Annotated in this window: 31 protein-coding genes and 1 tRNA gene; 13 read left to right on the top strand and 19 right to left on the bottom strand. The window is 45.0% G+C overall.

Annotated features, from left to right (window positions below; genetic code table 11):
• Positions 1–8 precede the first annotated feature (8 nt).
• A complete protein-coding gene (locus ACLWBD_RS01195; RefSeq protein WP_063206076.1) occupies positions 9–410 on the top strand; it encodes a glycine cleavage system protein H in 402 nt (133 codons plus the stop codon).
• Between the two features lie 67 nt (positions 411–477).
• Here ACLWBD_RS01195 and ACLWBD_RS01190 read toward each other — a convergent pair whose 3' ends face one another.
• Positions 478–654 (bottom strand): DUF1328 family protein, encoded by a 177-nt coding sequence (locus ACLWBD_RS01190; protein ID WP_081111042.1) that lies wholly within the window; start codon positions 652–654, stop codon positions 478–480.
• A 143-nt stretch (positions 655–797) separates the two neighbouring features.
• Here ACLWBD_RS01190 and ACLWBD_RS01185 point away from each other — a divergent pair, with 143 nt between their 5' ends.
• Positions 798–1,688 (top strand): DMT family transporter, encoded by an 891-nt coding sequence (locus ACLWBD_RS01185; RefSeq protein ID WP_063206075.1) that lies wholly within the window; start codon positions 798–800, stop codon positions 1,686–1,688.
• Here ACLWBD_RS01185 and ACLWBD_RS01180 read toward each other — a convergent pair.
• The 4 genes from ACLWBD_RS01180 to ACLWBD_RS01165 form a co-directional block, all read right to left on the bottom strand.
• Complete coding sequence (locus tag ACLWBD_RS01180; RefSeq protein ID WP_413569250.1) at positions 1,663–2,862, bottom strand: hypothetical protein; 1,200 nt, start codon at positions 2,860–2,862, stop codon at positions 1,663–1,665. The genes ACLWBD_RS01185 and ACLWBD_RS01180 overlap by 26 nt on opposite strands.
• A 75-nt stretch (positions 2,863–2,937) precedes the next feature.
• Entirely contained in the window at positions 2,938–4,356 is a 1,419-nt protein-coding gene (locus ACLWBD_RS01175; protein WP_413569249.1) for a methyl-accepting chemotaxis protein, read from the bottom strand.
• Positions 4,357–4,363: 7 nt separating this feature from the next.
• A complete protein-coding gene (locus ACLWBD_RS01170; RefSeq protein WP_063244903.1) occupies positions 4,364–5,170 on the bottom strand; it encodes a transporter in 807 nt (268 codons plus the stop codon).
• A gap of 102 nt (positions 5,171–5,272) precedes the next feature.
• Complete coding sequence (locus ACLWBD_RS01165; RefSeq protein WP_063244904.1) at positions 5,273–5,545, bottom strand: peptidylprolyl isomerase; 273 nt, start codon at positions 5,543–5,545, stop codon at positions 5,273–5,275.
• Between the two features lie 206 nt (positions 5,546–5,751).
• Between ACLWBD_RS01165 and ACLWBD_RS01160 the strand changes: the two genes are divergently transcribed.
• Positions 5,752–6,366 (top strand): ATP-dependent Clp protease proteolytic subunit, encoded by a 615-nt coding sequence (locus ACLWBD_RS01160; RefSeq protein WP_413569248.1) that lies wholly within the window; start codon positions 5,752–5,754, stop codon positions 6,364–6,366.
• A gap of 137 nt (positions 6,367–6,503) precedes the next feature.
• Positions 6,504–7,376 (top strand): PilZ domain-containing protein, encoded by an 873-nt coding sequence (locus tag ACLWBD_RS01155; protein ID WP_413569247.1) that lies wholly within the window; start codon positions 6,504–6,506, stop codon positions 7,374–7,376.
• Here the strand turns inward: ACLWBD_RS01155 and ACLWBD_RS01150 are convergent, their stop codons facing one another.
• Positions 7,377–9,047 carry a PQQ-dependent sugar dehydrogenase gene (locus ACLWBD_RS01150; protein WP_413569246.1) on the bottom strand — a complete coding sequence of 557 codons (1,671 nt, stop codon included), beginning with the start codon at positions 9,045–9,047 and terminating at the stop codon, positions 7,377–7,379.
• 309 nt (positions 9,048–9,356) lie between these two features.
• Between ACLWBD_RS01150 and ACLWBD_RS01145 the strand changes: the two genes are divergently transcribed.
• The 3 genes from ACLWBD_RS01145 to ACLWBD_RS01135 all read left to right on the top strand — a co-directional run bounded on the left by ACLWBD_RS01145 (position 9,357) and on the right by ACLWBD_RS01135 (position 10,545).
• Complete coding sequence (locus ACLWBD_RS01145) at positions 9,357–9,809, top strand: nuclear transport factor 2 family protein (RefSeq protein WP_413569245.1); 453 nt, start codon at positions 9,357–9,359, stop codon at positions 9,807–9,809.
• Positions 9,810–9,829: 20 nt separating this feature from the next.
• The gene (locus ACLWBD_RS01140) at positions 9,830–10,228 is read left to right on the top strand and encodes a winged helix-turn-helix transcriptional regulator (protein ID WP_413569244.1); all 399 of its coding nucleotides are present in this window, start codon (positions 9,830–9,832) and stop codon (positions 10,226–10,228) included.
• Between the two features lie 182 nt (positions 10,229–10,410).
• The gene (locus tag ACLWBD_RS01135; RefSeq protein ID WP_301335611.1) at positions 10,411–10,545 is read left to right on the top strand and encodes a hypothetical protein; all 135 of its coding nucleotides are present in this window, start codon (positions 10,411–10,413) and stop codon (positions 10,543–10,545) included.
• Positions 10,546–10,555: 10 nt separating this feature from the next.
• Here the strand turns inward: ACLWBD_RS01135 and infA are convergent, their stop codons facing one another.
• Together infA and ACLWBD_RS01125 are read right to left on the bottom strand one after the other, a co-directional pair.
• Entirely contained in the window at positions 10,556–10,777 is a 222-nt protein-coding gene (infA, locus tag ACLWBD_RS01130; protein ID WP_063206066.1) for a translation initiation factor IF-1, read from the bottom strand.
• A 74-nt stretch (positions 10,778–10,851) separates the two neighbouring features.
• Entirely contained in the window at positions 10,852–11,157 is a 306-nt protein-coding gene (locus tag ACLWBD_RS01125) for an RNA recognition motif domain-containing protein (protein WP_063206065.1), read from the bottom strand.
• Positions 11,158–11,453: 296 nt separating this feature from the next.
• Here ACLWBD_RS01125 and ACLWBD_RS01120 point away from each other — a divergent pair, with 296 nt between their 5' ends.
• Entirely contained in the window at positions 11,454–12,566 is a 1,113-nt protein-coding gene (locus tag ACLWBD_RS01120) for a sensor histidine kinase (protein WP_155722518.1), read from the top strand.
• 109 nt (positions 12,567–12,675) lie between these two features.
• Positions 12,676–12,915 carry a hypothetical protein gene (locus ACLWBD_RS01115; RefSeq protein ID WP_413569243.1) on the top strand — a complete coding sequence of 80 codons (240 nt, stop codon included), beginning with the start codon at positions 12,676–12,678 and terminating at the stop codon, positions 12,913–12,915.
• Positions 12,916–12,966: 51 nt separating this feature from the next.
• Here the strand turns inward: ACLWBD_RS01115 and ACLWBD_RS01110 are convergent, their stop codons facing one another.
• From ACLWBD_RS01110 to rpsU, 9 genes are all read right to left on the bottom strand, one after another.
• Positions 12,967–13,527: a YdeI/OmpD-associated family protein gene (locus ACLWBD_RS01110; RefSeq protein WP_413569242.1), complete on the bottom strand. Its 561-nt coding sequence runs from the start codon at positions 13,525–13,527 to the stop codon at positions 12,967–12,969.
• 5 nt (positions 13,528–13,532) lie between these two features.
• Positions 13,533–14,072 carry a DUF1697 domain-containing protein gene (locus ACLWBD_RS01105; RefSeq protein WP_413569241.1) on the bottom strand — a complete coding sequence of 180 codons (540 nt, stop codon included), beginning with the start codon at positions 14,070–14,072 and terminating at the stop codon, positions 13,533–13,535.
• A gap of 75 nt (positions 14,073–14,147) precedes the next feature.
• On the bottom strand, positions 14,148–14,489 hold the full coding sequence (locus ACLWBD_RS01100; RefSeq protein ID WP_413569240.1) for a hypothetical protein: 342 nt from the start codon (positions 14,487–14,489) through the stop codon (positions 14,148–14,150).
• A gap of 305 nt (positions 14,490–14,794) precedes the next feature.
• A tRNA-Met gene (locus ACLWBD_RS01095) sits at positions 14,795–14,871 on the bottom strand.
• Between the two features lie 137 nt (positions 14,872–15,008).
• A complete protein-coding gene (locus ACLWBD_RS01090) occupies positions 15,009–15,470 on the bottom strand; it encodes a hypothetical protein (RefSeq protein WP_413569239.1) in 462 nt (153 codons plus the stop codon).
• 152 nt (positions 15,471–15,622) lie between these two features.
• The gene (gene rpoD / locus ACLWBD_RS01085) at positions 15,623–17,452 is read right to left on the bottom strand and encodes an RNA polymerase sigma factor RpoD (RefSeq protein WP_063206055.1); all 1,830 of its coding nucleotides are present in this window, start codon (positions 17,450–17,452) and stop codon (positions 15,623–15,625) included.
• A gap of 14 nt (positions 17,453–17,466) precedes the next feature.
• On the bottom strand, positions 17,467–19,326 hold the full coding sequence (gene dnaG / locus ACLWBD_RS01080; RefSeq protein WP_413569238.1) for a DNA primase: 1,860 nt from the start codon (positions 19,324–19,326) through the stop codon (positions 17,467–17,469).
• 8 nt (positions 19,327–19,334) lie between these two features.
• Positions 19,335–19,781, bottom strand: a complete 447-nt coding sequence (locus tag ACLWBD_RS01075; protein WP_063206053.1) for a GatB/YqeY domain-containing protein — start codon at positions 19,779–19,781, stop codon at positions 19,335–19,337.
• Between the two features lie 147 nt (positions 19,782–19,928).
• Positions 19,929–20,123 carry a 30S ribosomal protein S21 gene (gene rpsU / locus ACLWBD_RS01070; RefSeq protein ID WP_041872727.1) on the bottom strand — a complete coding sequence of 65 codons (195 nt, stop codon included), beginning with the start codon at positions 20,121–20,123 and terminating at the stop codon, positions 19,929–19,931.
• Between the two features lie 170 nt (positions 20,124–20,293).
• Here rpsU and ACLWBD_RS01065 point away from each other — a divergent pair, with 170 nt between their 5' ends.
• Genes ACLWBD_RS01065 through ACLWBD_RS01050 form a run of 4 tightly spaced genes read left to right on the top strand, consistent with a single transcriptional unit; the run spans position 20,294 to position 24,668 of the window.
• Entirely contained in the window at positions 20,294–21,355 is a 1,062-nt protein-coding gene (locus ACLWBD_RS01065) for a hypothetical protein (RefSeq protein ID WP_413569237.1), read from the top strand.
• 42 nt (positions 21,356–21,397) lie between these two features.
• Complete coding sequence (locus ACLWBD_RS01060; protein ID WP_063206614.1) at positions 21,398–22,147, top strand: TerC family protein; 750 nt, start codon at positions 21,398–21,400, stop codon at positions 22,145–22,147.
• Complete coding sequence (gene tadA / locus ACLWBD_RS01055; protein ID WP_413569236.1) at positions 22,147–23,079, top strand: tRNA adenosine(34) deaminase TadA; 933 nt, start codon at positions 22,147–22,149, stop codon at positions 23,077–23,079. Before ACLWBD_RS01060 ends, tadA begins: the two co-directional genes overlap by 1 nt.
• Positions 23,080–23,108: 29 nt before the next feature.
• Positions 23,109–24,668: a DEAD/DEAH box helicase gene (locus tag ACLWBD_RS01050; RefSeq protein ID WP_413569235.1), complete on the top strand. Its 1,560-nt coding sequence runs from the start codon at positions 23,109–23,111 to the stop codon at positions 24,666–24,668.
• Here ACLWBD_RS01050 and ACLWBD_RS01045 read toward each other — a convergent pair whose 3' ends face one another.
• Positions 24,669–24,944, bottom strand: a complete 276-nt coding sequence (locus ACLWBD_RS01045) for a hypothetical protein (RefSeq protein WP_063206050.1) — start codon at positions 24,942–24,944, stop codon at positions 24,669–24,671.
• 1 nt (position 24,945) lies between these two features.
• Positions 24,946–25,884 carry a protein-glutamine glutaminase family protein gene (locus ACLWBD_RS01040; protein WP_413569234.1) on the bottom strand — a complete coding sequence of 313 codons (939 nt, stop codon included), beginning with the start codon at positions 25,882–25,884 and terminating at the stop codon, positions 24,946–24,948.
• Positions 25,885–25,986: the final 102 nt, after the last annotated feature.

Raw genomic sequence — 25,986 nt, 5'->3', positions numbered from 1 at the left:
AAAAGACAATGGCATCAGACGACGTAAGAAATTTTATGGGTTATCTTTGGATCCGTCAGGAAGATGGTGTTATCACTATCGGCATCAACGAAGACGGTTTGGAAGATTTTGAAGAGATCTCTTCTGTTGAGCTTCCGGCTGAGCAAGAAAAAATCGACGCTGACGTTGTCATTGGTACTTTAGAGACTGACGATGGTCCGTTGGATATCTACTCTCCAGTGTCTGGAACTGTGATTGAAGTGAACACTCAAGTTGTTGAAGATCCATCTATTATCATGGAAGACCCTTACGAAGAGGGTTGGTTGATCCGCATCGAAGCTGATGAAGATTACGATGACGAGGATGAAGACGAAGATGATGATGATGACGACGATGAGGATGATGAAGATTACGAAGACGACGAAGACTAAGAAGCTTCGTTAAAAGCAAAAGCCCCATTACTGGGGCTTTTTTATTTCTTAAGCTATAACAACGACGTCACCTGTGTCCCCGTTTCCCACCGATAAGATTGATAAGGAAAGTGATTACCGCCAAAGCCAGGAATACCATCAACAGTAGGCGGCCGATTTCCATCGACATACCTGCGATTCCTGAAGCTCCGAAGATAAAAGCGACGATTGCGATGATGAAGAAGATAATCGCGGCTCTAAGCATTGGGACCTCCTTTTGAAATTCCGTCGAATAAAACTCTCTTACATTATGGCCTGAATGAAGCGGCGGTTAAAGATCGATTGAAAGCGTGTGTTCACATACAAATGCGAAGTGACCCCGAAGTCCGTTTTTGTTACATATAGTTCATGAAGACCGCACGATTCGATAACCTAATTCTGTATACCATCTGCACGTTGATCTGGGGTTCTACTTACCTTGTGATCACATTTCAAGTCGATGCAGCTTCTCCGATAACTTCGGTCTTCTGGCGATTCTTATTAGCCGCGGCTCTGCTCTTTGGTTTTTGCTTCTTTAAAAAACAAAATCTTAAGTATCAGCGTCGAGAACATGTTCTTTTCGCCCTTCAGGGAATTTTCATGTTTTCAGTGAACTACATGCTGACCTATATCGCGGAAACAATGATCAGCTCTGGGATGGTGGCGCTGACCTTCACGCTTTTGATTTATTATAACATGTTCGGCATGAGGGTTTTCTTCAAAAAACCCATTAATCGCAGTGTGATTGTGGGCTCACTCTTAGGTGGCCTAGGAATTGTTTTTATTTTTCTTAACGAGATTCTGCATTTTGATACGAATTCAAAAACCATTCTTGGTCTTGTGATCGGATTTTTTGCGACCATGTCCGCTTCGATTGGAAACATGGTCGCGCAAAAAAGTTATCAATTGCGTATTCCCGTCTTAATCACAAACACCTGGGGAATGCTTTACGGAAGCATTTTCACGTTACTCGTAGCACTTATTCATGGCGATAGCTTAGCTATACCACTGAACGCACGTTTCTTAAGTGCGCTTCTTTACTTGGCGTTATTCGGCTCGGTCATCGCTTTTGGGGCTTATTTATCTTTGGCAGGAAAAATCGGTGCTGAAAAAGCGGCCTACACCAGCGTTATTTCTCCGGTGATCGCGATCACTCTTTCCAGTTTTTTTGAAAACTTTGTGTGGACGCCGTATATTATTACCGGCGTCGTTCTTTGTCTTTTAGGAAATATTCTTACTCTGACCAAGCGGGCGGGTTGATTCCCGGCGGTAAAAAGAAGACGCCTGACTGATACATCATAGACAGCACACGAGCACTGGATTTGCGAAGGTCCTTTCCCTGAGGTGAGCCATTATCAACGACAATCATTCCGTCTTCGCCTGCAGATATGTATGTGTGGCCTGGTGATTTTCCAACTTGGTGCATGATAAAGCTACCAGTGATGGGACGATAAACAGAAGCATCCCACGGAATCCAACCAGCTCGATAAAGTGCTGCAGAGAAGTTTACCACCGCCGCCGTGTGATGCCAGATCAATGGATTCTTTTTGTTTTCATTAAAGTCATCAGTGACTCGATAACCTGCGCGTTGATAAGCCTGCCTTAAAACTTCGGACTGAAACTCGGCGCACGGAACACTTTCAAAACCATGACGAACAGCCGTGGCTCGAGTGGCGATGGTCCAAGCTCCCCGCGTAGAGATGGCACCCGTTTTTTCAAACTGCGCTGAAAGACGCTTGGCCAGTTTGGAATCAATCATCATATAGGACTTTTCTGAAGGCTCTGTACGTGTCGCCGCTCTTTTTAGTTCAGAGTAAATGCTGCGCCACTTTTCTCTTTCTTCGGAAGATAACGATTTGCCATCCACCAAGTGATTGAGTCGTGAGCCAAATCTTTTACGAATGGATTTTGAATAGCGAAATTTCGGCCTTCCGTCGGCATGAAAGTACTCAAGAAATGCTTCATTAGGTTCTGACGTGGTATGAATGGCGAAGTGGCCTTCGGTCCCTTCAATATCTTCAATAATAGAAGCAAAGATAGATAAACCACCGGCCGTGGTATTGAAGTCATTGATCTTTTCTACGGTGAACTCATCTTGATAATCTGCGGGCACAGAAAGAATGCGAATGGGATGGATGAAACCCGTGCTAGATCTTTCTAGGTTTCCTTTAGAATTTCGAAAAGGCAGATACTTCTTTGTGTACTCCAGCGGAATTTCAATTTGCGCGCCGGCAGGCAGTTCCGCCTTTGCTTCAAGAATGCCATTCACCTCATAACGAATCATTTTTCCTTCGCTAAGAATAATTTTTTTCGTCGGAATGCTCTGGCTCGATTCCGGAATGGGAAGCAGTATCTGTGGCTTAACTTCAACTGCATGGACGGCATTTGAGTTGAAAAGAAAAAATGCGGTCACAAGAATGGATTGTGCTGACATGGGCTCCTCCGAAAAGATCCATACTGAAGAAGCTTTTCGGAGGGGTCATCTTAAGGACTGTTAATTTGTGCAAACTCAAGTTTGCTGACCGACCAGATCCTTTAACTCAACCACTAAGTCCTGCATACCTTGGGACAAGTGTGACATTTGATCACTGGTCTGCGCGACTTCTTGAGCCACTTGAGCGTTTTTCTGCGAGGCCTGATCAAGTTTATTCATGGCTTCACTGATCAGCGTGATACCGCGAGCTTGTTCGTGGCTGGCGCCAGCAATTTCATTGTTGATCTCTAAAACTTTTTGAGCTGAAGCTAAAAACTTATTTAAAAGCTCACCACTTTGATTCGCGATTTCGCCACCTTCATGAATCTGGCGCACGCTTTCTTGAATCATCTTTGAAATATTTTTAGCAGAATCTGCACTTCTTTGCGCAAGGCTGCGAACCGCATCCGCAACAACCGCAAATCCTTTTCCCATTTCTCCGGCACGGGCCGCTTCCACAGAGGCATTCAAGGCTAAAAGATTTGTTTGGAAAGCAATGTCATCAATGACTTGGCTGACTTCCTCGATCTTCGTTGCTGAAGCTCTTAAAGCATCCATCGAAGTTATAAGTTTTTGTACAGACTCAGCTCCCGCTTTGGAAGCATCAAAACTTTCTTGAGATAATCCCGAAGCCGCTTTGGCATTTTCAGAGTTAGACTTCACCATGCTGGACAGCTCTTCAAGCGAAGCGACTGTTTCTTCAAGTGAAGCGGCCGACTGAGTCGCTCCTGAAGCCAAATCCTGACTGGCTTTATTCAAATGCGTGCTCGTGTTTTCTAAAGAGTTCCCCGTGCCTTCAATGCGTGTAGCAAAGCCAGTCATTCGACGCACCAAACTCACTGTCACCCAGATGCCCATCACCAAACAGAACAAACCACCGATGATGGAAATCAATAAGTTGATCATGCGGAAGGCCGCACCGGATTCATGCGCCGTAGCCGCATCTTTTTCAATCAACTCACCCAAAGTTTCCATTTTGCCTTCGAGAACTTTAAACGAAGCTTCAAACTTAGGAAGCTCCACCAGCGCAGCACGGTAACCTTCGGCGATGGCTAGATCCACAATCTTATTTGTGGATGCAATGTAGTTCATCATTTCCGGCTTGGTTTCTAGAATCGCATTTCGAGTGTTATCATTTAAAGGAAGCTTTTCTAGAGCTTCAAGGTATTGTTGAAATTCCTCTGACTTTTCCTGCGCTTCTGTTTTGATCTCTTTCAACTGCTCCGGATTGTTTTCAGCGGCAAGCAATGACGCTAAAACCACGGACCGCAATCCATCATGCATCATATCTGCTAATGTCATATTTCGAACCGCGGGCAGTTGCACATTGGCGACGTTATCAAACTGATTCATCAGCTTGGTTGAGTTAACGAAAGAAAGTGTAGCGACGCCAGATAGTACAATCAAAAATCCGCCACACAGCAACCAAAGTTGTTTTTTAAGGGTTAAACCCATATCACCCTTACCAGAGTTTTGATTCGATTGATAAATAAACAATCACACCAGTTTCGTGTTCTTCCGCGGAAGGGCCAATTCCCAACAAAGCACCGATGCCAGGAACGATTTCAGTTTCTTCTCCAGCCTCAAAAGCTGTACGGATGCCCGGCACCACGTAATATGTTGATGCGGCGGCTTTCATATCAGGACCGATCACAGATTCATTGCTGTTAAATACAAACTCACAAAGCAGGTTTGTTTTTGGAGTGTAATTGTAAACGACGCTGGATCCAAAGTTGAACCCAAAGGTCGTCGCCGTGTCTCCGTTGACGTCTTTAGCATCAGGAGTGAAGGTGAAACCCGCATTCCAATGATTTGTCCAGCGATCATTGATCGTGATCGAAACGGCCTGGTTGAACTGCAATCCAGCAACGCCTGTCCCGAATCCCTTTTTGTAATCACCTGTTGGCGCAATTAAAGTAAAGCGCGGAGCCATAGCGAGAGTCGGCGTGTTCAAAAGTTGATAGCGATAGTTCAGTAGAATGTCGCCGACCTGAGTTTGATCGCTTTCACCCGCCTCGCCCGTTTGTTTCATCACCGGAACAACAAAAGAGAATTGATGAGTTTCATCCGTTATAGGGATTTCACTTGTGAAGTTATAAGTCCAATCATGCGAAGGATTTAGATACTGATAAGTTTGAATAAATTGAACAACACCCGGCTCTTGATTGTAAGCCTCTTCCATAAGAAAAGAGTTGTCCTTCACGACCTCTGCTTGCGCAAAAGACGCCATCATTAAAACCAAAACGTTCAAAATTCCGAATTTATGCATGTATCCCCCGAGAGTGTTTCGAATATCTTTTCTCGAACCTCGGCGAAAATCTACGGAGTACGTATTTCCCAACAAAGAACAAAACTTTGGGAGGGGTTTTCTTTAGGCAGTGCGCTTAATTATATGAAAGCCAAAACGTGTGCGCACAGGTTTAGACGATATTTCCCCGACCTTTAGAGCAAAGGCCGCATCTTCGAAGTCTTCATCCATGCGACCTGGACCAAAAGTTCCAAGGTCTCCACCCTGGGCCGCAGAAGGGCACGTCGAATAACGTTTCGCCAATTCCTCAAAACTTTTTCCGGAACTCAAGGCGCGAAGAACATCTTCGGCTTCATATTGATGCTTCACAAGAATGTGGCTGGCGCGGATTTTCATAGTCACACACTACTTGTCGTTTTCAAAAATGTCACCCGAAAGCTTTTTTTCGCCTTATCCAACGTATAAGAATTTTTTTTGGAAGATCATCACCCTTCGTTATTTGCGACTTGGGTTTGTGCTTGTTTCAGGCTGAAACAGGCTCTTCGGACTGAATGTTCGGCCCCAGTTCTGCAAAAGAAATTTAAAAAAAGAAGGGAAACACTATGCCTATCAATCCGTACGTAATCGAACAAACATCCGCTGGAGAACGCAGTTACGATATTTATTCTCGCCTGCTCAAAGACCGTATCATCATCTTGGGCTCGGCTGTCACCGACGAGGTCGCAACCTCTTTGATCGCCCAGATTTTATTTCTGGAGGTGAACGATCCAGATAGGGATATCCATCTTTATATTAATTCCCCGGGTGGATCCGTCACTGCTGGGATGGCCATCTACGACATCATGCAATTCGTAAAATGCGACATTGCCACATATTGTTTGGGTTTGGCGGCAAGCATGGGTTCTTTGCTCTTAACGGCAGGCACACCAGGGAAACGCTTCGCGATGCCTAACAGCCGAATTTTACTACATCAACCGCATCTGGGTGATGGAGGGTTGGGCGGACAAGTGACCGATATCGAGATCCACGCAAAAGAGTTGGTCCGTACGAAGAAAAGGATGACCGAGATATACTCCCTTCACACCGGTAAGAAGGCAGATTTCCTGGCAAAGACGATGGAGCGAGATCATTATATGAGTGCGGAAGAATCCAAAGTCTTTGGAGTCATCGATCACGTCATCCCTGCCCGAAAAAAGCTTTTAAAAGAAGCTGGCTAATCTCATGTTCGCAAGGAGAGCTTCGGCTCTTCTTGCTTCCAACTTTGGGCCTGCCGCCGTCTCAGAAAAAGAAAGCGCTTGTGAATTAACAGGAAGATGCCTCAAACTTAAAGATAGCGATACTCCACTTAATTTGAATGTCTTGGGACTGGGGAAGCGTCTTGGCAGCCAACTACTACCTAACTACAGGTAAACAAAAACTAGGGCCGTTATCAGAGAAGAATATCATTGATGGCGTTCGCTCTGGAAAAATCAGTTTGTTTGATATGATTTTGAATAATCAGACGGGCGAATGGATGATGCTAGCCCAGCATCCTGATTTTTCCGATTTAGATCCTTCAAATGAATCTAACACCTCATCTGAGTATGGCGATCATCTCGCGGTTGGCTTGATATCGGATCAGGAATCGAACGAGAAATTAGATCTCCCTGAATTTATCACTCCCGATAATTTTCCAATTTTAACTCCCGTTTACTGGTACGAAAAAGACCACTCAGACCAGCGTTTAAAATACTTGGAAGTGCTTGAACTTATTCATTCTCAAAAGCTTTCTGAACAGAGCTTGATCTCGAAGAATCCGCACGGCCCTTGGCAGCCCGTTATCAATTGGGACGAGTTCTCGCCGAAATCATTAGAAGATTATAAAAGAGCTTCAAATGAAGATCTTCCCGACGTCCATATTCGTCGAAAATCGCAACGCTTTAACTGTGGAAAGGTTTTCGTCGCCCTTTCAAAAAAGGGAACAGGTTTCCAGGTCTTCTGTGCCGATATCTCTAAAACCGGCTTAGGCTTTTTGGTTCGCGCCGCTAAGTGTGACTTAAATGACGAGCTAATGATTAAATTTGACGACAAACTGCAAGACAGTAAGTTTGACGCCAAAGGCATTGTGGTTTCAGTCCGAAAAGTAAAACTGCCGGGTGCCAACGATATTTATATCCGCTACGGCGTGCGTTTCACTGCACTTTCCGAAGCGGGTAAAAAATTTATCTTGTCTGTCACGAAATCCTAATTACTTTTGCAGCGTATTGATGAAGGCCTCTATCTTGGGAAGAACTTCATCAAAGTCTTTATCGTGAAAGTTCAGCGTGGGACGAATCATTTCTGGTGGCATTTCTTTGGCCTTCATTCTGAGCCAGAAAGAACTTTCCGCAGGGCTTGAAAGATTGAGCATGGTGCCCTTCATCTCAAGCAGCATCTCTTTTGCGGTCGCCTTCTGAAATTGCGAGTGGCACATAGCACAGTTCTTTTTCACAAAGGGGACAAGTGGCTCAAAAGCCTGCAAAGTTTTTTCGGAAATATGCGACTTTGACGGATCTTCAGAAATCTCATCTGCTTTTTTACCAGAGGAAATTCTTAAAAGAGCTCCGTTTTTATCATCCAAAACAAGAACCGAACCGTCATTCAAGGCGGTTAAGCCTGTGGGGGCGCCGCGAGGACGAACTCCCTCTTGTGCCTTCCAACCAAATACCACCTCTTGGTATTGGCTATCGGTCGGTGTTCCCAATTCATCAACGGGATAAGCGACGATTCGCTGACCGTACTTTTGATATCCGTGCCATCCGACTAAAAGTTTGTTCTTCAATTGAGGCAGCAGTTCCCCTTTGTAGTAAAGAAGACCCAGAGGAGCCGTGTGAGCAGGCATAAAGATTTTTGGTAAAGCGAAATTCTTCGCACACATTTCACCAGTAACTTTATTTTTAAATCCTGGAGCGACTTCCCCGCGCGAATGGCAATAAGGCCAACCGTAGTGTTTTCCTTCTTCTAGAATATTTAACTCTTCATAAGGGCGTTCTTCATCCGGAAGATCCAAGCCGTTTTCACCTTGAAGGACCAGGCCTGAAATTGGATGCACGGTTAACGCCATAGAGTTTCTTAAGCCGCGCGAAAAAGGAACGACCTTCACCGCTTTTCTTTGAGTGTCGTTACTGAGTGTTACTTTCCAAACGGCGGCACTCGCAAGCGCACTTTCAGACTGAATACATTTTCCATTTTCGTCGATGGTTTTTATACCAGAACCGCAGTCATCTGAAGGGGCACCGACATTTATATACATTTCCGTGAAGTCCCGATTGGCGGCCATTTGAATAAGAGGATGTTTGTTCTTCAAGCGATTTTCCAAAGCATTATAGCTGCCCACACTTGCGTATTCTCCTTTACGGAAAATAGACTGAGCAAAGTCATTCACGACAACTTCAGTTGCGGTATCAATATTAAATTGTCCCGTCTTTGAGTCTCTGGGTTGAAAGCGCACCACGGCTGTCGGCGTTCCAACATAAAGGCGTCCCTCGGGATCAATAATGATCCCATTAGGCATCGTGAGTTTCTTTGTAGGAAAAAGATTAACCACCGCTGTTTTTTCGACGCCAGAAGAATCTTTTCCACGATAAACAGCATACACAGTTCCGCGACCGAAAGCCCAGCCGCCCATTTCAGTGACATAGATCACGCCTTCTTTAGATTGCACGGCGTAACGAGGCATTTTAAATCCCTCTTTTTTTCCAGCTAGAACACCAACACACAATCCCTCTAGAGTCGCCACCGGGGCTTGGGGAAGACCGTCACAGAGCACAGAAGTATCAAGACGGTATCCCGAGTTTTCATAAATCTCTGCACTTGCTTGAATTGCGGTCAGCGCTGAAAACATCATGATCCATTTTGAGACAACCGCTTTTGCTTTCATAAGTCTTCCTTTCAAAGGAAATATCCAGTTTATGAATGAGCAAAAGGCACGCCCTCTTATCTTCAACTCCATCGATATTAGCGAACCAAGATGAGAATCAAAATGACCAAGGACAAATTTGGCTGACACCTTTTGTACAGTTATTCGTCCTGTAAATTTAACGCAGACGCTCTTGGGTTTTAGCTTCAGATCGAAATGGCTTCATTACTTTCCTTTTCGTAACCAAAGCACAAAAACGTGCGTACTTCCAATATTTTAGATTTCTACTATCCTTCAGAAAGCGACTTACTAAAAGAAAGGATATCGCACATGAAAACACAAAACGAATCAATCAGAACAAAAGCGCAACAGACTTTCGAAAAGCATCTTGAGTATCTTTCTACAGGGAATATCAGTGCCTGGATGGCTCTATGGAACGAAGGCGGCGTCTTGGAATTTCCCTTCGGCCTTAAGGAATACCCAGCCCAGGTCAGCGGCAATGAAGCAATTCACGAATACATCCGCCACTTCCCGAATTACTTGAAGATTGAGTTTACAAAACCCACATATCATCTGACTGAAGATCCAAACCTTGTGATTGCTGAATTTAAAGGTTTTGGTAAGATGGTCACGAACGGACGCCCGTACAATCAGACGTATATTTCCGTCGTGAAAACAACAAACGGAAAGATCGACAGCTACAAGGATTTTTGGAATCCACTGGTTTTACAAACGGCGCTCGGAGAGAACAATAAATACGACGGGGCTACAGCAAATATGTAGCGTGCCCAGGGGTTTTTTAAATGAACAAAAGAACTGAAAAAGAAGTGCTTAACCATAAGGTTGAAACGACCTTAGAGCGTGTCATTAAAAAACCTCTGTTCGATGAAACATGTATCTTTAGCGTAGCGGCACGATTCCTGGGCGACAAATGGACAATGATTGTTCTTGTCGCCCTTCTTGAACGGACAAAACGCTATAATGAACTTCAAAAGCAAATACCGACCATCTCGCCAAAGATGCTCGCTCAAACTTTAAAGTCTTTAAAAGAGTGGGGCTTTATTTCACGAGAGGTCTATCCCGAAATCCCTCCCCGAGTGGAGTACTCGCTCACACCGTTCGGTCGAAGCCTTATGCCCACACTTTCCGTGCTGTTTGATTGGGCCATAGAAAATGAGAGCAAGCTGCGCAAAATTAAGTGATTTGCGCCATTCTAATTGCGAGACATCCTAAAGACGGATAAGTCCTTAGCAAAACTAAGAAAAAATCTTTCGTGAAACCCCGACTCAAGATGAGGCTATTCACTTTTTTTACGAGTAGAAAATCTCATTCTTTGCAAAAATAAAAATAGATCTTTGCAGAACTGAGCCAGGGAGTTCATGGAATGAAAAATAATAAGATTAGAGGCTTTCTGGCTCTATCCGTGATTTATTTGGTTCTTTGCTTTTTCTATTCAAATTGCGCCCGCACCGAAGAAGCCCGTTCGCCGGCCTCTATGGGTATTATCGGAACCCAATAGAATTTCACCACTAGAATTTGTGACGGTGAAGAATCAGCCCGTGACTAGGATCGTAAGGCGACACTCCGACACTGACGCGATCGCCGACGACAACCTTGATATTGAATTTTTTCATTTTTCCACAAAGGCGTGCCTTGACCAAGACTCCATTTTCCAGAGTCACTGAATAAACACCACCGCCAGAAAGATCGACGACTTTACCTTCGACATTTACCAAATCATCTTTTGCCATAGTACCTTGCTTTACGAATAGAAAACTAGCCGGTGGGCAACACCGACTAGGAAATTAATTTTGAAATTCTGTGACTAATAAGAACGGCGAGACCCGAAGGCGCCACCACGTCTATTAGATGAGAAACGATTTTCTTGAGGACGCGCTTCAGAAACATTCAAGGGACGACCTGACAAGGCAATGCCGTTTAATTTATGAATCGCGTCCTGTGCCTCTTCATCTGTCGACATCTCGACAAACGCAAAACCTTTGCTTCGACCTGTTTCACGATCGGTCAGTACATTGACGGAAGCCACGCTTCCTGCCTCTGAAAAGACAGTGCCTAGTTGCTCTGAATCCACTGTGAATGAAAGGTTTCCGACGTATAATTTTCTTCCCATAATTGCCTCCATAAAAAGCTAGGGGCCATTCGCAAAAGACAAAAGGGAATCTAATGAAGGATGTGAACGACTTGTTGCCGTTAGTAGAACACACTCCCCCTCAATTAGATATAACCAAAATCGAAACGTTCAAATCGAGCTCAGATCGAAGAGGACGTGTTTGAGACGAAAAATATTCAGTCTCATGTTATTTGTGCGAAAACAAAGTCGAGTCCGGCACTAAGTCTTTTCACAACCTCTCTGTTTCTGAAGATTTCATGATGTTATAAAAAAGAGTGAAAGGGAGACATGATCAGGTGAGAGAGACTGAAACAATTAAGAAGAATGTAACGAACCGACTGACGGAGATGCTTTCAAAAGAATCATCTGTGACGAACAACTCTGATGCTCTTCTGGATGCTGTTCCTCCTTTTCTGGATGATCTACTTAGCTACATAAACTCAGACAGTCGTTTCACATTCCGTCATTTAGAAACCGATGGCATGTCGGCACCCTACGGAAGAGCGAAAGCCGCACTGACTAGTTTTCCTCTTCCACAACTTTTAAAAGAATTCAGTCTGCTACGCAAAGCCGTTAATGAAGAACTGCAAAAACAAAATGAGCTTAGCTATGAGGCTAGAAATAAAGTCGATGAGGCCATCGACGCCGTGATCTCGCTGGCAGTCACAGAGTTTGTGACCACAAAAGGCCAAAGAACCGAAGATGCCCTGACGAAGGCCGAAACCAGTAATAGAAGTCTAGAACAGTTTGCTGGTGTTGCAGCTCATGATCTTAAGTCTCCGCTAGCGACAATTTCAGGGTACTTAAGTTTGTTGGAAGAAGAGTTAGGACAGGCTTTGCCAGGTAACGAATATATTCCAATTATTGAGGGTGCCGCAGAAAGAATGCGCAAGCTTATCGACCGCTTGTTAAGCTATGCTCGCCTTTCGGGAAAAAACATTCCTTTTGAGAAAGTGGATCTCAACGATGTCCTAAAAATTTCAATTCAAAACTTACACAGCGCCATTCAAGAGACACAAACTCAGATAGAATCTGATGAGCTTCCTTCTGTGTATGGTGATTTTGAACTTCTGGTGCAGGTATTCCAGAATATTTTTTCTAACTCGATCAAGTTTCGAGGTACAAAGCCTTCACGCATCAAAGTCACCGTGCAAAGCCGACCTGAACAAAGTTCGTGGGTATTTTGCATTAAAGATCAGGGAATCGGATTCGACCCAAAGGAAAAGGACACTATTTTTGGTCTGTACACGACATTGAACTCGGGCAAACAGCTCTCTGGCTCAGGAATTGGACTGGCCACGTGTCGCAAAGTCGTCGAGCTGCACGGAGGCCAAATATGGGCCGACTCCAAGCCTAATCACGGAACATCGATCTTCTTTTCTTTGCCCGTAATTAACGCTGAAAACTAATACGGGCTTTCTCAGACTGTAAATTTTATTCTCTCTGCCCCAAATCTTGCGCTTTCAGAGGGCTCTGAGTAAGTTCCCCAGGCATTATAAACACAATTAAGGAGATCCCATGAAAGCTCTTATCGCTTTAGCTTTGGTTTTGTCTGTATCCACTTCTCACGCTTACGGCCTTTCTTGCGGCCAACTAGTAGACTACAAAAGCAATCTTGCAAAAGAATTGAACTGGTTGAGAGAGAAAGTGAGAGCAACAAGAAACTCTGACACTCTTGAGCTTTACATGGGCCAATACGAAGAGCTTTACGCTAAATACCAAAACGCAGAAAAAGCTATCAACAGCGACTGCAAATAGTTCTTTCCTAAAAAATGGAATGAAAAAGGCTGCGCGATCCGCAGCCTTTTTTTATACGATAGGCTCGCCCTTTTCTAATTTTTCAATAAATCTTTGAATCAATCGATCGCGAGTTTCCTGCTTTTTGGCGTTCTGCAGGCGATACGCAATGGAAAAAAGATTTCTTCTATCTAACTTTTTGAATGTCGCACTCGCCTTCTTATTCTTTTTGAGTTGCTTAAGAAACTCTTCAGGCACTTCGGAATTTTTCGGAGAAACATAGGCCGCATCCCAACGACCATCCGCTTTCGCCGCACTCACCGCCGCTAAGCCTGCAGGCTGCATCAGGCCATCTTTCATCAAACGCTGCACATGTTCGGTATTAATCTTAGACCACTTACTGCGCGCCGTACGCGGAGTGTAACGATTGCAGTAGCTGATTTCATCGACGGCTTTACGAATTCCATCAATCCATCCAAAACAAAGCGCCTCATCCAAAGCCTCTTGATTCGTGATGCCTTTCTTGCCGGAATCCTTTTTGTAAAAACCAATCCACACCTCAGAAGCCTTATCGTGATTCTTCTGAAGCCACTTATGAAGTTCACTTTTACTTTTAAAGTATTTAATCTGCATCGAATCTATCCAACCATCTCGTGCGCTATTTCAAGAAGCTTCGACATTGTATTGAAATTACGAGTCGTCGCCCGCACTGAAAGCTTTTTTTCAAAGTAGTTGTTGTTAAGCTTAGATTCACTGATCAGAGTGCGATACTCCGCATAGACCACTTTTTTCTTAAGCACGATCTTATCCGGAGAAAAATCAATTTCAGAAAACGCTTTCTGAGCCGAAGCACTAGGCACATCTGAAAGCAACGTATAGTAGTGAGTCTTCCCATCCGGCTTCTTAAAAGGACTGCCTTTAAGAACAAGCGCCAATTCGTCAGGAGTCAGAGCAAAAGTATCCAAATCCCCACCAAAATTTTTCTTGATGAGAGCCCGAACCTTCTTCTCTACTTCACGAGCACTCAAAGAAGTCTGAAGAAGAATATTCCCACTAGCAATATAAGTCCGAACTTCAGAAAACTTATTCTGTTCAAGAAGCTTGCGGAGCTCCGCCATAGGAACCTTATTCTTCCCTGTAGGAGTCACCGCTCGTAAAAAGACTATGTAATATCCCATACTTCAGTTGTAAGAAGTTTAAGAAGGAACTTCAAGGCCAACGAAGAAAAGGATATTAAATTTGATAAGAAATATTTATTGAACAACGCCCGGAGAAGCACAGCTTTCATCAACACTGGCTTTTTCATAAAAAGAAACGGCGTCACCGTTAGCATTACAGCAAACAAACCGTTCCCGTTTCACAATGTCGTTTCTAGATTCCATCGAAGCCGTATACTTACAACTTCGGTACTTCCCAGACACCGCCCCACAAGAAGCCGTCTCCAAAGAAGTCCCACCCGACTGCTGAGGATCCGCAGTACAAGTAGCAGTCCCGTTCGCACACTTAATAGTAGTCGAACACAAAGCCTTAACCGGATCAGCCTGAACCATCAATGAAGTAAAAAGCACAACAACAGCAAGAAACAGAGTTTTCATATCACCTCCACAAGCACCTTTGCGCCCAAGAAAGAACGAGTCAATTTTCAAACCCAAAAACAAATCCAAAACCGCCCCCTAAAAAAACCCCAGGGAGCGCGAAGAGGGGGCGAGGTTGTGCCCGCGGTAAAAAGCTCCGGGGGAGCTTTTTAGTGCGGAGCATGCGGGAGGCTCTCGCCGCGAAGGCGGCGAACGTCGACCGCCTAGGAATATTGGGCTCAACGCCCAATATTCCGCGCCCCGAGATGCCACCAAGCAACCAATAGAAAACCCAAAATCATCAGCAATAAGATAGAAAAGGAAAGTGGTAGGGGGCGAGGGACTTGAACCCCCGATCCCAGTGTTATGAGCACCGTGCTTTAACCAACTAAGCTAGCCCCCCGTAAGTCTGAGATGACTTTACCGTACCAAACCTAACGAGCACTATCAACCGCACATGATAGCGGCGAACGTTTAAAAATAAAAAAGGGTCCCGATGGGGACCCTTTTGACGCTGTGTAGAGTTAAATCAACGATAAATTAAAACTTCGTGTACGAACAAGCCAAAGCAAAACGACCTGTCAGACCGGCAACACCCAAGTAAACTCCGTTCTTGGCCTTAGAATCTAAATCCAGGCGCACAAGAGAGCCGCCTTCATAGCAGGTCAATTCATAGTGGGCACGTCCGACAAAGGATGAAGCACGAGAGCGATACCGAAGTGTTGTACAAGCGACGTCACGAACCGTGAGCACGCGGTGTTGAGGGCCATTGCCCGTCGTTGCCCAAAACTCTTCGGTATAATTGATACGCAACGGCTCGTCAGGGGTCGCACGTTCAGCTTTTAGATACACGGTCGCCACCGTGTCGTTGCCTGTGTATTGGACCAAATCAGGCGTTTTTTCAGCGGAACATTCAATGGACTTAATGACTTTATCAGCGGAATCAATAGCGAAAGCGGAGTGAGACAAAAGCAAAGCAGCCACGAAAAGAACTGATTTCATTTTAACCTCCAGTTTTAAAATTGGAGGGATCATACAAGAAAATTTCCGAACGATTTGTCAGGAATATAAAAGATGAAAAAGATTCTAAAAAAAAGGGGACTTTCCGAAAAAAGTCCCCTTTAAAGAGCTTAAATTAGTTTTAAGAACGCGTCCTAGCTATCAACGAACGCCTTAAGCTTGTTCGAGCGTGAAGGATGACGAAGCTTACGAAGAGCTTTCGCCTCGATCTGACGGATACGTTCACGAGTCACGTTGAAGTCTTGACCAACCTCTTCAAGAGTGTGGTCGGATTCTTCACCGATACCGAAACGCATACGAAGAACTTTTTCTTCTCTTGGAGTCAAAGTCGAAAGAACACGGCGAGTTTGTTCAGCCAAGTTCAGGTTCACAATCGCTTCTGCAGGATTGATAACCTTTTTGTCTTCGATAAAGTCACCCAAGTGTGAATCTTCTTCTTCACCCACTGGAGTTTCCAAAGAGATTGGTTCTTTAGCGATTTTCAAAACTTTGCGAACTTTATCAACCGGCATGTCCATCTTATCTGCGATCTCTTCAGGGGTCGGCTCACGGCCTAGTTCCTGGATAAGATAACGAGATGTACGAACAAGCTTGTTGATGGTCTCGATCATGTGAACTGGGATACGGATTGTACGAGCTTGGTCGGCAATCGCGCGAGTGATCGCTTGACGGATCCACCATGTCGCATAAGTCGAGAACTTGTAACCACGACGGTATTCGAACTTATCAACGGCTTTCATCAAACCGATGTTACCTTCTTGGATTAGATCCAAGAATTGAAGACCGCGGTTCGTGTACTTCTTCGCGATAGAAACCACCAGACGCAAGTTTGCTTCAACCAATTCAGATTTCGCTGCATCGGCCTCACGCTCACCTTTCCAGATCGCTGTGTAAGTTTCCTTAACCCAGTTGTGGTTCATCTCAGTCTCAGAGTCCAAACGCTTGATACGTTTTTCAGCTTCTTGAGCCTGTAACACGTAAGACTTGAACTTTTGATAGTTCAAACCCGTGTCGCGAGTCATTCTTGTTAATTCTTTTTCGTTCGCATCGATCAACTTCATACGCTCAGCCATAGCTGCAACGTCTTTAGAGAACGTACGCTCAACACCGTCTTTGATACGACGACGAAGAGTTCCGATACGGTTCACCAAGTTTTTGAACTTGATCACAACGCGATTGATAGTTTTACGGTTGAAGTTCACAGACTCGAAGTTCGCCATCAGCTTATCGTTCATCACAACAAGTTCTTTCATAGCGGCTTGACGAGCTGGAGTGTTGGTTTCTTCTTTACGAAGAACCATGAAAAGCTTCTCAGCACCTTTTTGGTACTCAGTCACTTTACCGATAAGTTCATGAATCTTATCGATGTACTCTTTTTCATCGTACTGAGTGTCTTCATCTTCAAGACCACGGAAGATCGATTTAACTTTGATACGGCCTTCATCAAGACGTTTACCAAGTTGAATGATCTCGTAAGTTCCTAGAGGTGACAAAAGGATCGCACGAACGATTTCACGCTCCCCTTTTTCGATACGACGGGCAATCTCAACTTCACCCTCACGAGTAAGAAGGGAGACGCTACCCATTTTACGCAAATAAAGACGAACAGGGTCATTACCCTTTACGTCTTCGCTTTCGGCTTTTTCTTCATCATCTATTTCTTCGTCTTCAGAATCCGGGCTTTCAAGGAATGCTCCTTCGCCCTCTTCTTCTTTCGAAGTTTCAGACAAGTCTGAAATTACTACACCACCACCCTCAAGCGCGTGCATGAATGCATCGAGCACCGAAGGAGCGATAATTTCAGGCGGAAGAAGGTCGTTGATCTCTTCAATAGTCAACGCGCCTTTTTCCTTCGCAAGCTTCAGAAATCGTTGAATTTCTTCTTTAATCAACGTTTCTTGTTCTTGCAGGGAAAGAACCTTTACGGGCTCTTTCTCTTGTTTGTTTGGTAGGTTCGGTTTCATCAATACCCCGCCTTTTACCCTTTATTCAGAGAGATTCGGTTTCTCTGAATATTCATAATCTGTTCCAACTTTTCCGAACTAGGTTCGTTTTTAAGATCTCGCGCTAATTGCTTTGCTTGCTCTCTTAAGAAATTTTCACGCACGCGTTTAAAGCAATCACGCAAGAGCTTCGTCTCGGCCTCTTCGTCGAACCCTGGCTCGGTTTCAGCTTGTGGACCGGCTTGAAATAAATATTCAGGCTGATCGACGTAAGAGACAAGCAGACTGGTCAACTTATCAAACTTATTAAGATCTTGTCTATACACATCCGTCGCCTTTTCTAGGATCTTTTTCACTCCGTCGTGAGCGACGCTCTCAAGCAATTTTTCATTCACAAATTGATCAAAATTGGCACGACTTTTGAGTACCAATCCTAATAGCAGAAGCTCGGCTTTTGAGGCTCCTTTAAGGGAGATTTTGCCACCCTCTACTGATTGGGACACGGGAGCCGGGCCTTGAGGGTTAGTCTGCGGGCTTGGCTGCACCGTCCTAGTCATAGCCGAACGGTTTTGCGAAGAAACAGGACCACTTCCCTGTATTCCGACAGCTTGACGCAACCAGGGCAGAGTTACGCTCATTTTTTGAGCGGCCTCGGCCAAATACAGATCTCTTAAGCGCAAGTCCGGGATGACCTCAAATAAAGGTTTTAGCTTATCTGCGAGCTTCACTTTTTCCGAAGCCTCGCCCCGGTAACCTTCCATCCAACGCGCTAAAATCATCACAAAAAGGTCTGGAGCCTTATCAAGCTCGGCCTTCAAGGCTTCCGCCCCATACTTTTTCACGTAATCGTCAGGGTCCATGCTGTTCGGAAGCGTCAGGCCCTTTGGATACAAATCGGCAGCTAGTAGAATCGGCAGACTGCGTTCGGCGGCTTCCATTCCGGCAGAGTCGCCGTCAAACATCGCCACCACGTTTTTGGTCATGCGTTTAAGCATTTTCCCATGATCCGGCGTCAAAGCCGTTCCCATTGTCGCAACGACGTTACGAATACCCGCCTGATATAAAGAAACTAAATCCATGTACCCCTCTACAATAAGGGCCATGTCATCACTGCGGATATAACGAGCGGTCTGAGAAAGTCCGTAAAGCACCTTCCCCTTAATAAAGACCGGTGTTTCAGGAGAATTCAGGTACTTCGGTTCGTTTTCTTTCTTCTCTAAATAACGTCCACCGAAAGCAATAGGCTCACCCATCGCCGAGAAAATCGGGAACATCAAACGATCACGGAAGATATCAAAGTAACCGGATTTATTCGTGCGAGCCTTTACCAGACGCGCTTCTTCGGCCAAGGCCATAGAGATGTTGTGAGAAGCTAAATGCTTTTCTAGCCCATCCCATTCGGCCACCGCATAGCCAATTCCAAAAGTTTCGATGACTTCTTTAGAAAGGCCACGGCTGGCGATATATTTTTTCACCGGATGATCATTAGGAACACGGTGAAGTTGCTCTGAAAAGTAATGAGCCGCGAGCTTATTTACTTTTAACAACAACTTCTTTTTTTCAGCGACTTGGTCTTGAGCTCCTTCGTTCTTTTCAGGAGCTGGCATTGGAATGCTAGCGCGATTAGCAAGATACTCGACCGCTTCCGGAAAGCTCATGCCCTGGTAGTCGCGTAAGAATGAAAACATGTTTCCACTCTTGTGACAGCCGAAGCAGTGATAGACTTGTTTCGTCTCAGAAACAGAGAACGACGCCGTTTTTTCGACGTGATCAGGAAATGGACAGCGGCCCATAAGGCCGCTACCACTTGGTTTTAACTGAGTATATTGAGAGATGATATCGACGAGGTTATTGGCCTCGGAAACTCTCTCGATAAAGTCTTGAGAAAATCTCATGAACCTTCTTACGCAAGTTTAGATTTGATTACTTCGCTTACTACTTTGTTATCAGCCGCACCGCCAGAACGAGCGATGACTTCTTTCATCACAGGTCCCATGTCTTTCACAGTTTTCGCGCCAGTAGCTGCGATCACTTCAGTCACAAGAGCTTCGATTTGTTCACGGCTCATTTGTGCTGGCAAATAAACTTCAAGAACTTTCAACTCTGCAGATTCTTGATCTACAAGGTCTTGACGACCTGCTTGTTGAAACTGCTCGATAGATTCTTTTCTTTGCTTAACAAGTTTTTTAACTACGCCAAGAACTTCATCACCTGTGATGGGGTTCGGGCGCATGTCGATTTCACGGTTTTTGATCGCGGCTTGGAGCATACGAAGAGCTCCCAATTTAGCACTGTCTTTCGCGAGCATCGCGGCTTTGATATCCGCAGTGATTTGATCTTTGATTTCCATCGATACCTCCGAGAGTAAGACTGTTCAAAAAGGCGCAGCCGCAAGAAGTTCAATGAAGTCGGATGGGTCTTATTCAACAGTCTGTCTGTAAGAACAGAGGCGACCTTTTGGGCCGCCTCTTGAAAAACTATCTTCGCAAAAGAAGGACTAGTCGTTCCAGCCTTTTCTCGATTTTTTTACAGCGCGTTTACGAGCTGCAAGAGACTTCTTTTTAAGTCTTACTGAGGGCTTTTCAAAGTGTTCACGTTTTTTAACTTCAGAAAGAATTCCTGCTTTTTCGCAAGATTTTTTGAATTTTCTGAAAGCAGATTCAAAAGACTCACCGTCTTTGATCTTAACCATTGCCACGACAATCACCTGCCCTTCGATGTGGAAAATGAGAGATGAGTGTATAACAAAGCGGCATAAAAGGCGCAAGTCTCGGGGTCTTAACGCGATGAATTATTATTTCCAATGTGCTTTTTTATTGCGCAGCCAGGGAAAGCACGGGAAAAATTCATCGAGGGGTGTTTATGAGAAATCTTATCTGTCTGATATTACTGGGCTTATCCTTAACTCCATCGGCTTTTGCCTGGGAGGATTTTTACATCCTAAAGCCCTCAGAATTCCAAATTGAACGCACCCCTAGCCAAAGATTCACTCCTCTGAATTCAGTCAGCTGCAGAGACAGAATCAAACAAGTGATCTGTTTGGTGGATAACTCATCTTCACCGAATGGCCCCCGTCAATGCCTCAGCGGGTCCGAAAACTTCGCCGCCCCCATTGAAAAGATCTACGATATTTTGCCCGAAAAGCTGCAAAAGGCTTTTTGCGGACTTGATGCTATTTTCGTTGAAAGTGATGTGGAATCTTTAGCCTATGCGGGTATCATTCGCGCCAACGAAAAAGGCGAGGTCGAAGGTTCTTTTATCGGGGTTCGCCGTACACTTTTAGAAACAGCATACGACGCGACTTCCGTCTTCGGTTGGAAAGAGCAAAAAGCTTTCGGCATTATCGCCCCTCCATTTGTACACTTACCAGATGGACCGCGAGTCGAAGTCATCCTTCCGCATAGCTTGTCCGCGCTTCAATATATTTTCATTCACGAAATCGGTCATATTTTAGATTTTGCAAATTCCGCGAATGAATTTGTCTGCCCTGCGAATGAAACTTGTGATTTGAGCAAGTGGGATCCGGTCGAGTTTGGGAAAATGATTCCCGCGGCAAATTCTTTTGGTGCTTTAAGCTGGAAAAACCCGATGTATCCACAGGATGCACAACGTTTTCCACTTTGGGATAAGCTTTGTTTTTATGGTTGTAATGAACGCCTGACAATCGCCGACATGGAAAGCTTCTATCGACAACTGGATCAGACAAACTTCGTTTCAACTTACGCGGCCGTTTCACCTTATGAAGACTTTGCTGAGAGCTTCACTTTCCATGTGCTTAGCCTCCAAGGTGAATGGAACTACCGCGTGCAAACGCCGTACATGGCTTACTCGTTAGAAAAGAAATGGGATGTTTTATTTCCCAAAAAATCTTGGCTAGAAGCGTTCTACCAAAGAGATCTTAAATACCCAAAAGCCACAAAGTAGTTTATAAACTCCTTTAGCTCATAAAGGAGTTTTACCACTATGATGGAAATGCTTTCGAACCCTCAAATCTGGATTGCCTTTGGTACATTGTTCGCTTTGGAACTTGTGCTCGGAATCGACAACGTTATCTTTATTTCGATTCTTGCTGGCAAACTTCCTAAAGACCAACAGCAAAAAGCGCGCATGACGGGCTTGGGTCTTGCGGTTTTGACTCGTATTTTGCTTTTGTTCTCTTTGTCTTGGATCATCGGTCTTACAGAGCCTATTTTCTCTGCCCTGGGCCAAGAGATTTCAGGTCGCGACTTGATTCTGCTTCTGGGTGGTTTGTTTCTTATCGTTAAAAGTACGGCTGAAATTCATCACAAGCTTGAGGGCGTTGATGGAAGTCAGTCTAAGAACGTCGCGCATTCTTTCGGTGCGGTGATCATCCAGATTCTTCTTTTGGACATCGTATTCTCGTTAGACTCTGTTATCACTGCCGTAGGTATGGTGAAAGAATTGTCCGTGATGATCGCGGCGGTTCTAGCTTCGACCGCAGTTATGATTTTCTCTGCGAAAAGCATCAGCGATTTCGTTGATTCCCATCCTTCATTGAAAATTTTAGCGTTGAGCTTCCTTCTGATGATCGGTTTCACTTTGATTGTCGAGGCTTTAGAAGTTCACATTCCAAAAGGATATGTTTACTTCGCGATGGCATTCTCCGTCGGTGTTGAGATGTTGAACATTCGCATGCGTAAAGCGAGTGTGAAGGATCACGTTAAGCTTCGTGAAAGAGTGGCCGAGGAAAAATAGTGTCCTCTATCTCCCAACAAGACTCATATTGGATGCGCAAGGCTTTAAATCTTGCGCGTAAAGCGGCGGACAAAGGAGAAGTTCCTATTGCCGCTCTTATTGTTGGACCCGAAGGCCTGATTTCTTGGGCGATCAATACTCGTGAGCGACAGCAGACTCCTTTGGGACATGCTGAACTCTTTGCCCTTCATAAAGCTTCACAAAAAAAACAAAGCTGGCGACTGAGTGATTGCACTTTGTATGTCACGCTAGAGCCTTGTATGATGTGCGCCGGAGCGATTCAACAAGCTCGAATAAAACGCGTGGTCTATGGCGCTTCGGATCCTAAAGGTGGCGCGGTTCAAAGCCTTTACCAAGTACTGAACGACGCTCGACTAAATCATCAAGTGGAAGTGGCTGGCGGTGTTCTAGCTGAAGAGTGCGCGGCCCTTCTGCAAGGCTTCTTTCAAGACCGCCGTGAAGAAAAAAAGACAGAGAAATCCGAAAAGGTCTATCGTGAACGAACCTCCGTTGTGGTGGTTCACAAAAATCAAATTCTGGGATTTCATGCCGTAGATCCAACGTCACAAGCCCCTTATTTCTTTTTACCAGGGGGCGCGATTGAGCCTGGTGAAAGCCTTCCCGAAGCCGCCGCCCGCGAATGTCTGGAAGAAACAGGTTATAAGGTCCGCATTCTTGAAGAAACGGCCTTTGAAAGAAAGTACGACTTCCCTTGGAATGGAAAAGTGCACGCCTGTCGAACTGTGTTCTATTTGGCAGAGTTAGATCAGGAATGGACTCCCCCTCATAAAGTGGACGATGCCGATTATCACAAGGGTGTTGCCTGGATGAGAACAAAAGATGCTTCACAGATCTTTGCATATAACAAAGACATCCTGTGGGCAGTGCAAAAATTGCTGAAAACCGCTCAAAAGAAATCCGCCTTGCGCTAAAGGCCTTTAGGCTGTTACAACGGCCTTTCATGACAACGACAAAATTTACCGATCTTCCCTTAGTAGCCCCTCTTCAATTTGCGTTAAAAGAAGCAGGATATGAAAATCCAACTCCCATTCAGTTGGCAGCCATCCCTATTCTTTTGCAAGGGAAAGACCTTTTGGGTATTGCCCAAACAGGAACTGGAAAAACGGCCGCGTTCAGTTTACCGATCTTGCAGAACCTAGCAAAACATCATTCGCGTCCCGAAGCGAAGTGCCCGCGCGCTTTGATCTTAACTCCGACACGTGAGTTGGCGATTCAAATTCACGAAAATATTGAAGCTTATAGCAAGCACTTAAAGTTAAAACATGCCGTTATCTATGGTGGCGTAGGACAAAACCCGCAAGTCAGAGCTTTGCAAGCGGGTGTTGATATTCTGGTTGCGACTCCGGGCCGCTTGTTAGATTTATTTTCTCAAAAGTTTTTACGCTTGGATAAAGTGGAAATCTTTGTCCTGGATGAGGCCGATCGTATGCTGGATATGGGATTCATGCAGGATATTAAACGCATTCTGCCTTTGCTTCCTAAGAAACGTCATAACTTGTTCTTTTCGGCAACGATGCCACCTGAGATTTCTAAACTCGCGCACAGCATTTTAGTAAATCCAGAAAAAGTGGAAGTAACGCCGACGTCTTCGACGGCAGAAAAAGTGGATCAAAAAGTGATGTACGTTGAGAAGAAAGATAAATTGGATCTATTGATTCATCTTCTAAACGATAACGATCTTTATAAAGTTCTGGTCTTCGTGCAAATGAAACACGGGGCAAATCGTGTCGTAGATAAACTTGTCAAAGCCAACATCACGGCGGCAGGTATCCATGGTGATAAATCTCAAAACGCTCGCCAAAGAGCCCTAGAAGATTTCCGCAACGGGGACGTTCGCGTTCTTGTTGCTACGGACATCGCTGCGCGTGGTATCGACATCGAAGGTATCACTCACGTTATCAATCTTGAAGTTCCCCATATTCCTGAAAGCTACGTTCACCGTATCGGAAGAACGGCGCGTGCCGGGGCTTCGGGAGCGGCGATCTCTTTCTGTACAGCGGAAGAAAAATCCTTCATGTACGCGATTGAGAAAGTCACTCGTCAGCCGGTTCCGGTCGTGAAGAATCAACCTTATCACTCTGAAGCTGTTGAGAAAGCTCAAGTCATGAGTGCGGGTAAAGCGAAAGCCATTCTTGAAGGTCAACGCCTAGAGAACAAGGCCAAGAATCGCGCTGGTCAAAAACCGAAGCGCTCCTTTGGTGGCGGTGGTGGTAAACCACATCACGCAGATTCTAAAAAAGGCGCACCGAAAAGCCCTGCTCATGGCGGAGGAAATAAACCACACAGACACGATTCAGGAAAAAGTGATGCTTCTCACGGGGGAAACAAACCTCACAGAGCAGAAGCTTCGAAAAGTGCAAGCTCCCATAGCGGAAGCCACAGTGGAAAACCCCACAAAGCAGCTCCCCACAAAAATAGTGGCGGATCTAACAGCGGTGGAAAAAAATCAGAAGGTCAAAAACCTAAAAGAAGATTTTTTGGATTTGGCAGAAAGGGCTAACTAAGGCCCTTTCACATCAATAATTTTGCGTGTCTTTTGATCGATGGAAAACTTCACCGGTTTTTTTAATTTCAAACTTTGTTTGAGATTATCCATAAACGGCTCGTTACCCGTCAGTTCATAAATGCTGGGATGAAGCTTAAAGGACACGCGCACTTTTTCGTTCACGTTTTCAATCTTATATACTTTGTCGGTAAATGATTGCGACTTCGGCGTAGATGTCTGCGCCCATGAGATTTGAGAAAACAGAAGCAACGTCACTAGAATGAATTTCATCTTAAAGTCCCTTCTCGCGCTTTAACTGCTCTCGCTCATAAGCCAACATACTTTGTTCTTCACGACGAGCCTCTAATTCTTGCTCAGATTGAACTGTGTCCGCAGCATGCCATTTCAAACGATTGGGTTCGTTCTTGGCCGAAGGCAAAGTTTCGCCACGTAAAGGTCCTAAATTAAAACGATCAGTGATGTACGCCAGAGCTTCTTTCTTCGCTTGTGGAGTCGTCAAAAGTTTATCTGTCCACTGCTTCACCGGTACCGGCTTGTCATACAGAGCCGGATCTAAAACATGCAACTCAATTCCCTTTTTGGTTTGAACGGCGACAACGGGGGCCACATGGTAATTCCACATGTAGTTTTCGGGATATTGTCGCTTCTCTTCAGGAATGATGAGCTCCCCTTCTAAAAACATCTTGGCGACGCGAATACCTTTTTTCTCCATCTGTTGCGCAAAAATATGGGCGCGGGCGTAGCACCCGTTTTGAGTTGCACCGAAAGCATATCTTTCGTCTTTTGAAAATTCAGAGAAAATCTTTTTAGCTTCGTCTTCCGTCAACACAGACACCGGAATGTTCCCGGCAGCCGTTTTTGCTAAAGTCATCGTCGGATAAACGACGCCTTTCGGAGCGTTTTCCTTCGGGTCGCAGATCTCGGGTTTATTTAAACTGTTTAAGGACTTTGAAAGTGACTGATAGAACTCGGAATAGTCCGTCATCGCCGCCGATGCGCCGACTTTTTTTGAAGCGTTCTGATCCGGCAGCAAAGGTTCTTCGTAGTGACCAGCGGCACTGCAAAGCTCTTCCGCCATCATGCGATCGCGGGATGAAAAATCATCTGGCGCCGCTTGAACGGCTTCCTTAAACTGACAGGCTTCTTCGGGGGTGAGGGCCCAAGAAAAATGGAAACTAAAAAGAAATAGCAATACGTACATAAAACGCATGCTTCTTTTTCGGAATTTTTACGCCCGGACCCAAGGGGTTTGACCTGGACTTTCGCCTGTTTTCACGAAAGAAAATGTGGCTCTTCAGAAAGGCGTTTGCTT

It is taken from the genome of Bdellovibrio sp. HCB117, assembly GCF_047305915.1.
GTDB lineage: Bacteria > Bdellovibrionota > Bdellovibrionia > Bdellovibrionales > Bdellovibrionaceae > Bdellovibrio > Bdellovibrio bacteriovorus_B.
This window is presented reverse-complemented; position numbering and strand designations above follow the sequence as displayed.

Excerpts from the sequence above, each read along its gene's own strand:
- ACLWBD_RS01195 (WP_063206076.1), top strand. The coding sequence starts at position 9 with ATGGCATCAGACGACGTAAGAAATTTTATGGGTTATCTTTGGATCCGT.
- ACLWBD_RS01190 (WP_081111042.1), bottom strand. The coding sequence starts at position 654 with ATGCTTAGAGCCGCGATTATCTTCTTCATCATCGCAATCGTCGCTTTT.
- ACLWBD_RS01185 (WP_063206075.1), top strand. The coding sequence starts at position 798 with ATGAAGACCGCACGATTCGATAACCTAATTCTGTATACCATCTGCACG.
- ACLWBD_RS01180 (WP_413569250.1), bottom strand. The coding sequence starts at position 2,862 with ATGTCAGCACAATCCATTCTTGTGACCGCATTTTTTCTTTTCAACTCA.
- ACLWBD_RS01175 (WP_413569249.1), bottom strand. The coding sequence starts at position 4,356 with ATGGGTTTAACCCTTAAAAAACAACTTTGGTTGCTGTGTGGCGGATTT.
- ACLWBD_RS01170 (WP_063244903.1), bottom strand. The coding sequence starts at position 5,170 with ATGCATAAATTCGGAATTTTGAACGTTTTGGTTTTAATGATGGCGTCT.
- ACLWBD_RS01165 (WP_063244904.1), bottom strand. The coding sequence starts at position 5,545 with ATGAAAATCCGCGCCAGCCACATTCTTGTGAAGCATCAATATGAAGCC.
- ACLWBD_RS01160 (WP_413569248.1), top strand. The coding sequence starts at position 5,752 with ATGCCTATCAATCCGTACGTAATCGAACAAACATCCGCTGGAGAACGC.
- ACLWBD_RS01155 (WP_413569247.1), top strand. The coding sequence starts at position 6,504 with ATGTCTTGGGACTGGGGAAGCGTCTTGGCAGCCAACTACTACCTAACT.
- ACLWBD_RS01150 (WP_413569246.1), bottom strand. The coding sequence starts at position 9,047 with ATGAAAGCAAAAGCGGTTGTCTCAAAATGGATCATGATGTTTTCAGCG.
- ACLWBD_RS01145 (WP_413569245.1), top strand. The coding sequence starts at position 9,357 with ATGAAAACACAAAACGAATCAATCAGAACAAAAGCGCAACAGACTTTC.
- ACLWBD_RS01140 (WP_413569244.1), top strand. The coding sequence starts at position 9,830 with ATGAACAAAAGAACTGAAAAAGAAGTGCTTAACCATAAGGTTGAAACG.
- ACLWBD_RS01135 (WP_301335611.1), top strand. The coding sequence starts at position 10,411 with ATGAAAAATAATAAGATTAGAGGCTTTCTGGCTCTATCCGTGATTTAT.
- infA (WP_063206066.1), bottom strand. The coding sequence starts at position 10,777 with ATGGCAAAAGATGATTTGGTAAATGTCGAAGGTAAAGTCGTCGATCTT.
- ACLWBD_RS01125 (WP_063206065.1), bottom strand. The coding sequence starts at position 11,157 with ATGGGAAGAAAATTATACGTCGGAAACCTTTCATTCACAGTGGATTCA.
- ACLWBD_RS01115 (WP_413569243.1), top strand. The coding sequence starts at position 12,676 with ATGAAAGCTCTTATCGCTTTAGCTTTGGTTTTGTCTGTATCCACTTCT.
- ACLWBD_RS01110 (WP_413569242.1), bottom strand. The coding sequence starts at position 13,527 with ATGCAGATTAAATACTTTAAAAGTAAAAGTGAACTTCATAAGTGGCTT.
- ACLWBD_RS01105 (WP_413569241.1), bottom strand. The coding sequence starts at position 14,072 with ATGGGATATTACATAGTCTTTTTACGAGCGGTGACTCCTACAGGGAAG.
- ACLWBD_RS01100 (WP_413569240.1), bottom strand. The coding sequence starts at position 14,489 with ATGAAAACTCTGTTTCTTGCTGTTGTTGTGCTTTTTACTTCATTGATG.
- ACLWBD_RS01090 (WP_413569239.1), bottom strand. The coding sequence starts at position 15,470 with ATGAAATCAGTTCTTTTCGTGGCTGCTTTGCTTTTGTCTCACTCCGCT.
- rpoD (WP_063206055.1), bottom strand. The coding sequence starts at position 17,452 with ATGAAACCGAACCTACCAAACAAACAAGAGAAAGAGCCCGTAAAGGTT.
- dnaG (WP_413569238.1), bottom strand. The coding sequence starts at position 19,326 with ATGAGATTTTCTCAAGACTTTATCGAGAGAGTTTCCGAGGCCAATAAC.
- ACLWBD_RS01075 (WP_063206053.1), bottom strand. The coding sequence starts at position 19,781 with ATGGAAATCAAAGATCAAATCACTGCGGATATCAAAGCCGCGATGCTC.
- rpsU (WP_041872727.1), bottom strand. The coding sequence starts at position 20,123 with ATGGTTAAGATCAAAGACGGTGAGTCTTTTGAATCTGCTTTCAGAAAA.
- ACLWBD_RS01065 (WP_413569237.1), top strand. The coding sequence starts at position 20,294 with ATGAGAAATCTTATCTGTCTGATATTACTGGGCTTATCCTTAACTCCA.
- ACLWBD_RS01060 (WP_063206614.1), top strand. The coding sequence starts at position 21,398 with ATGGAAATGCTTTCGAACCCTCAAATCTGGATTGCCTTTGGTACATTG.
- ACLWBD_RS01050 (WP_413569235.1), top strand. The coding sequence starts at position 23,109 with ATGACAACGACAAAATTTACCGATCTTCCCTTAGTAGCCCCTCTTCAA.
- ACLWBD_RS01045 (WP_063206050.1), bottom strand. The coding sequence starts at position 24,944 with ATGAAATTCATTCTAGTGACGTTGCTTCTGTTTTCTCAAATCTCATGG.
- ACLWBD_RS01040 (WP_413569234.1), bottom strand. The coding sequence starts at position 25,884 with ATGCGTTTTATGTACGTATTGCTATTTCTTTTTAGTTTCCATTTTTCT.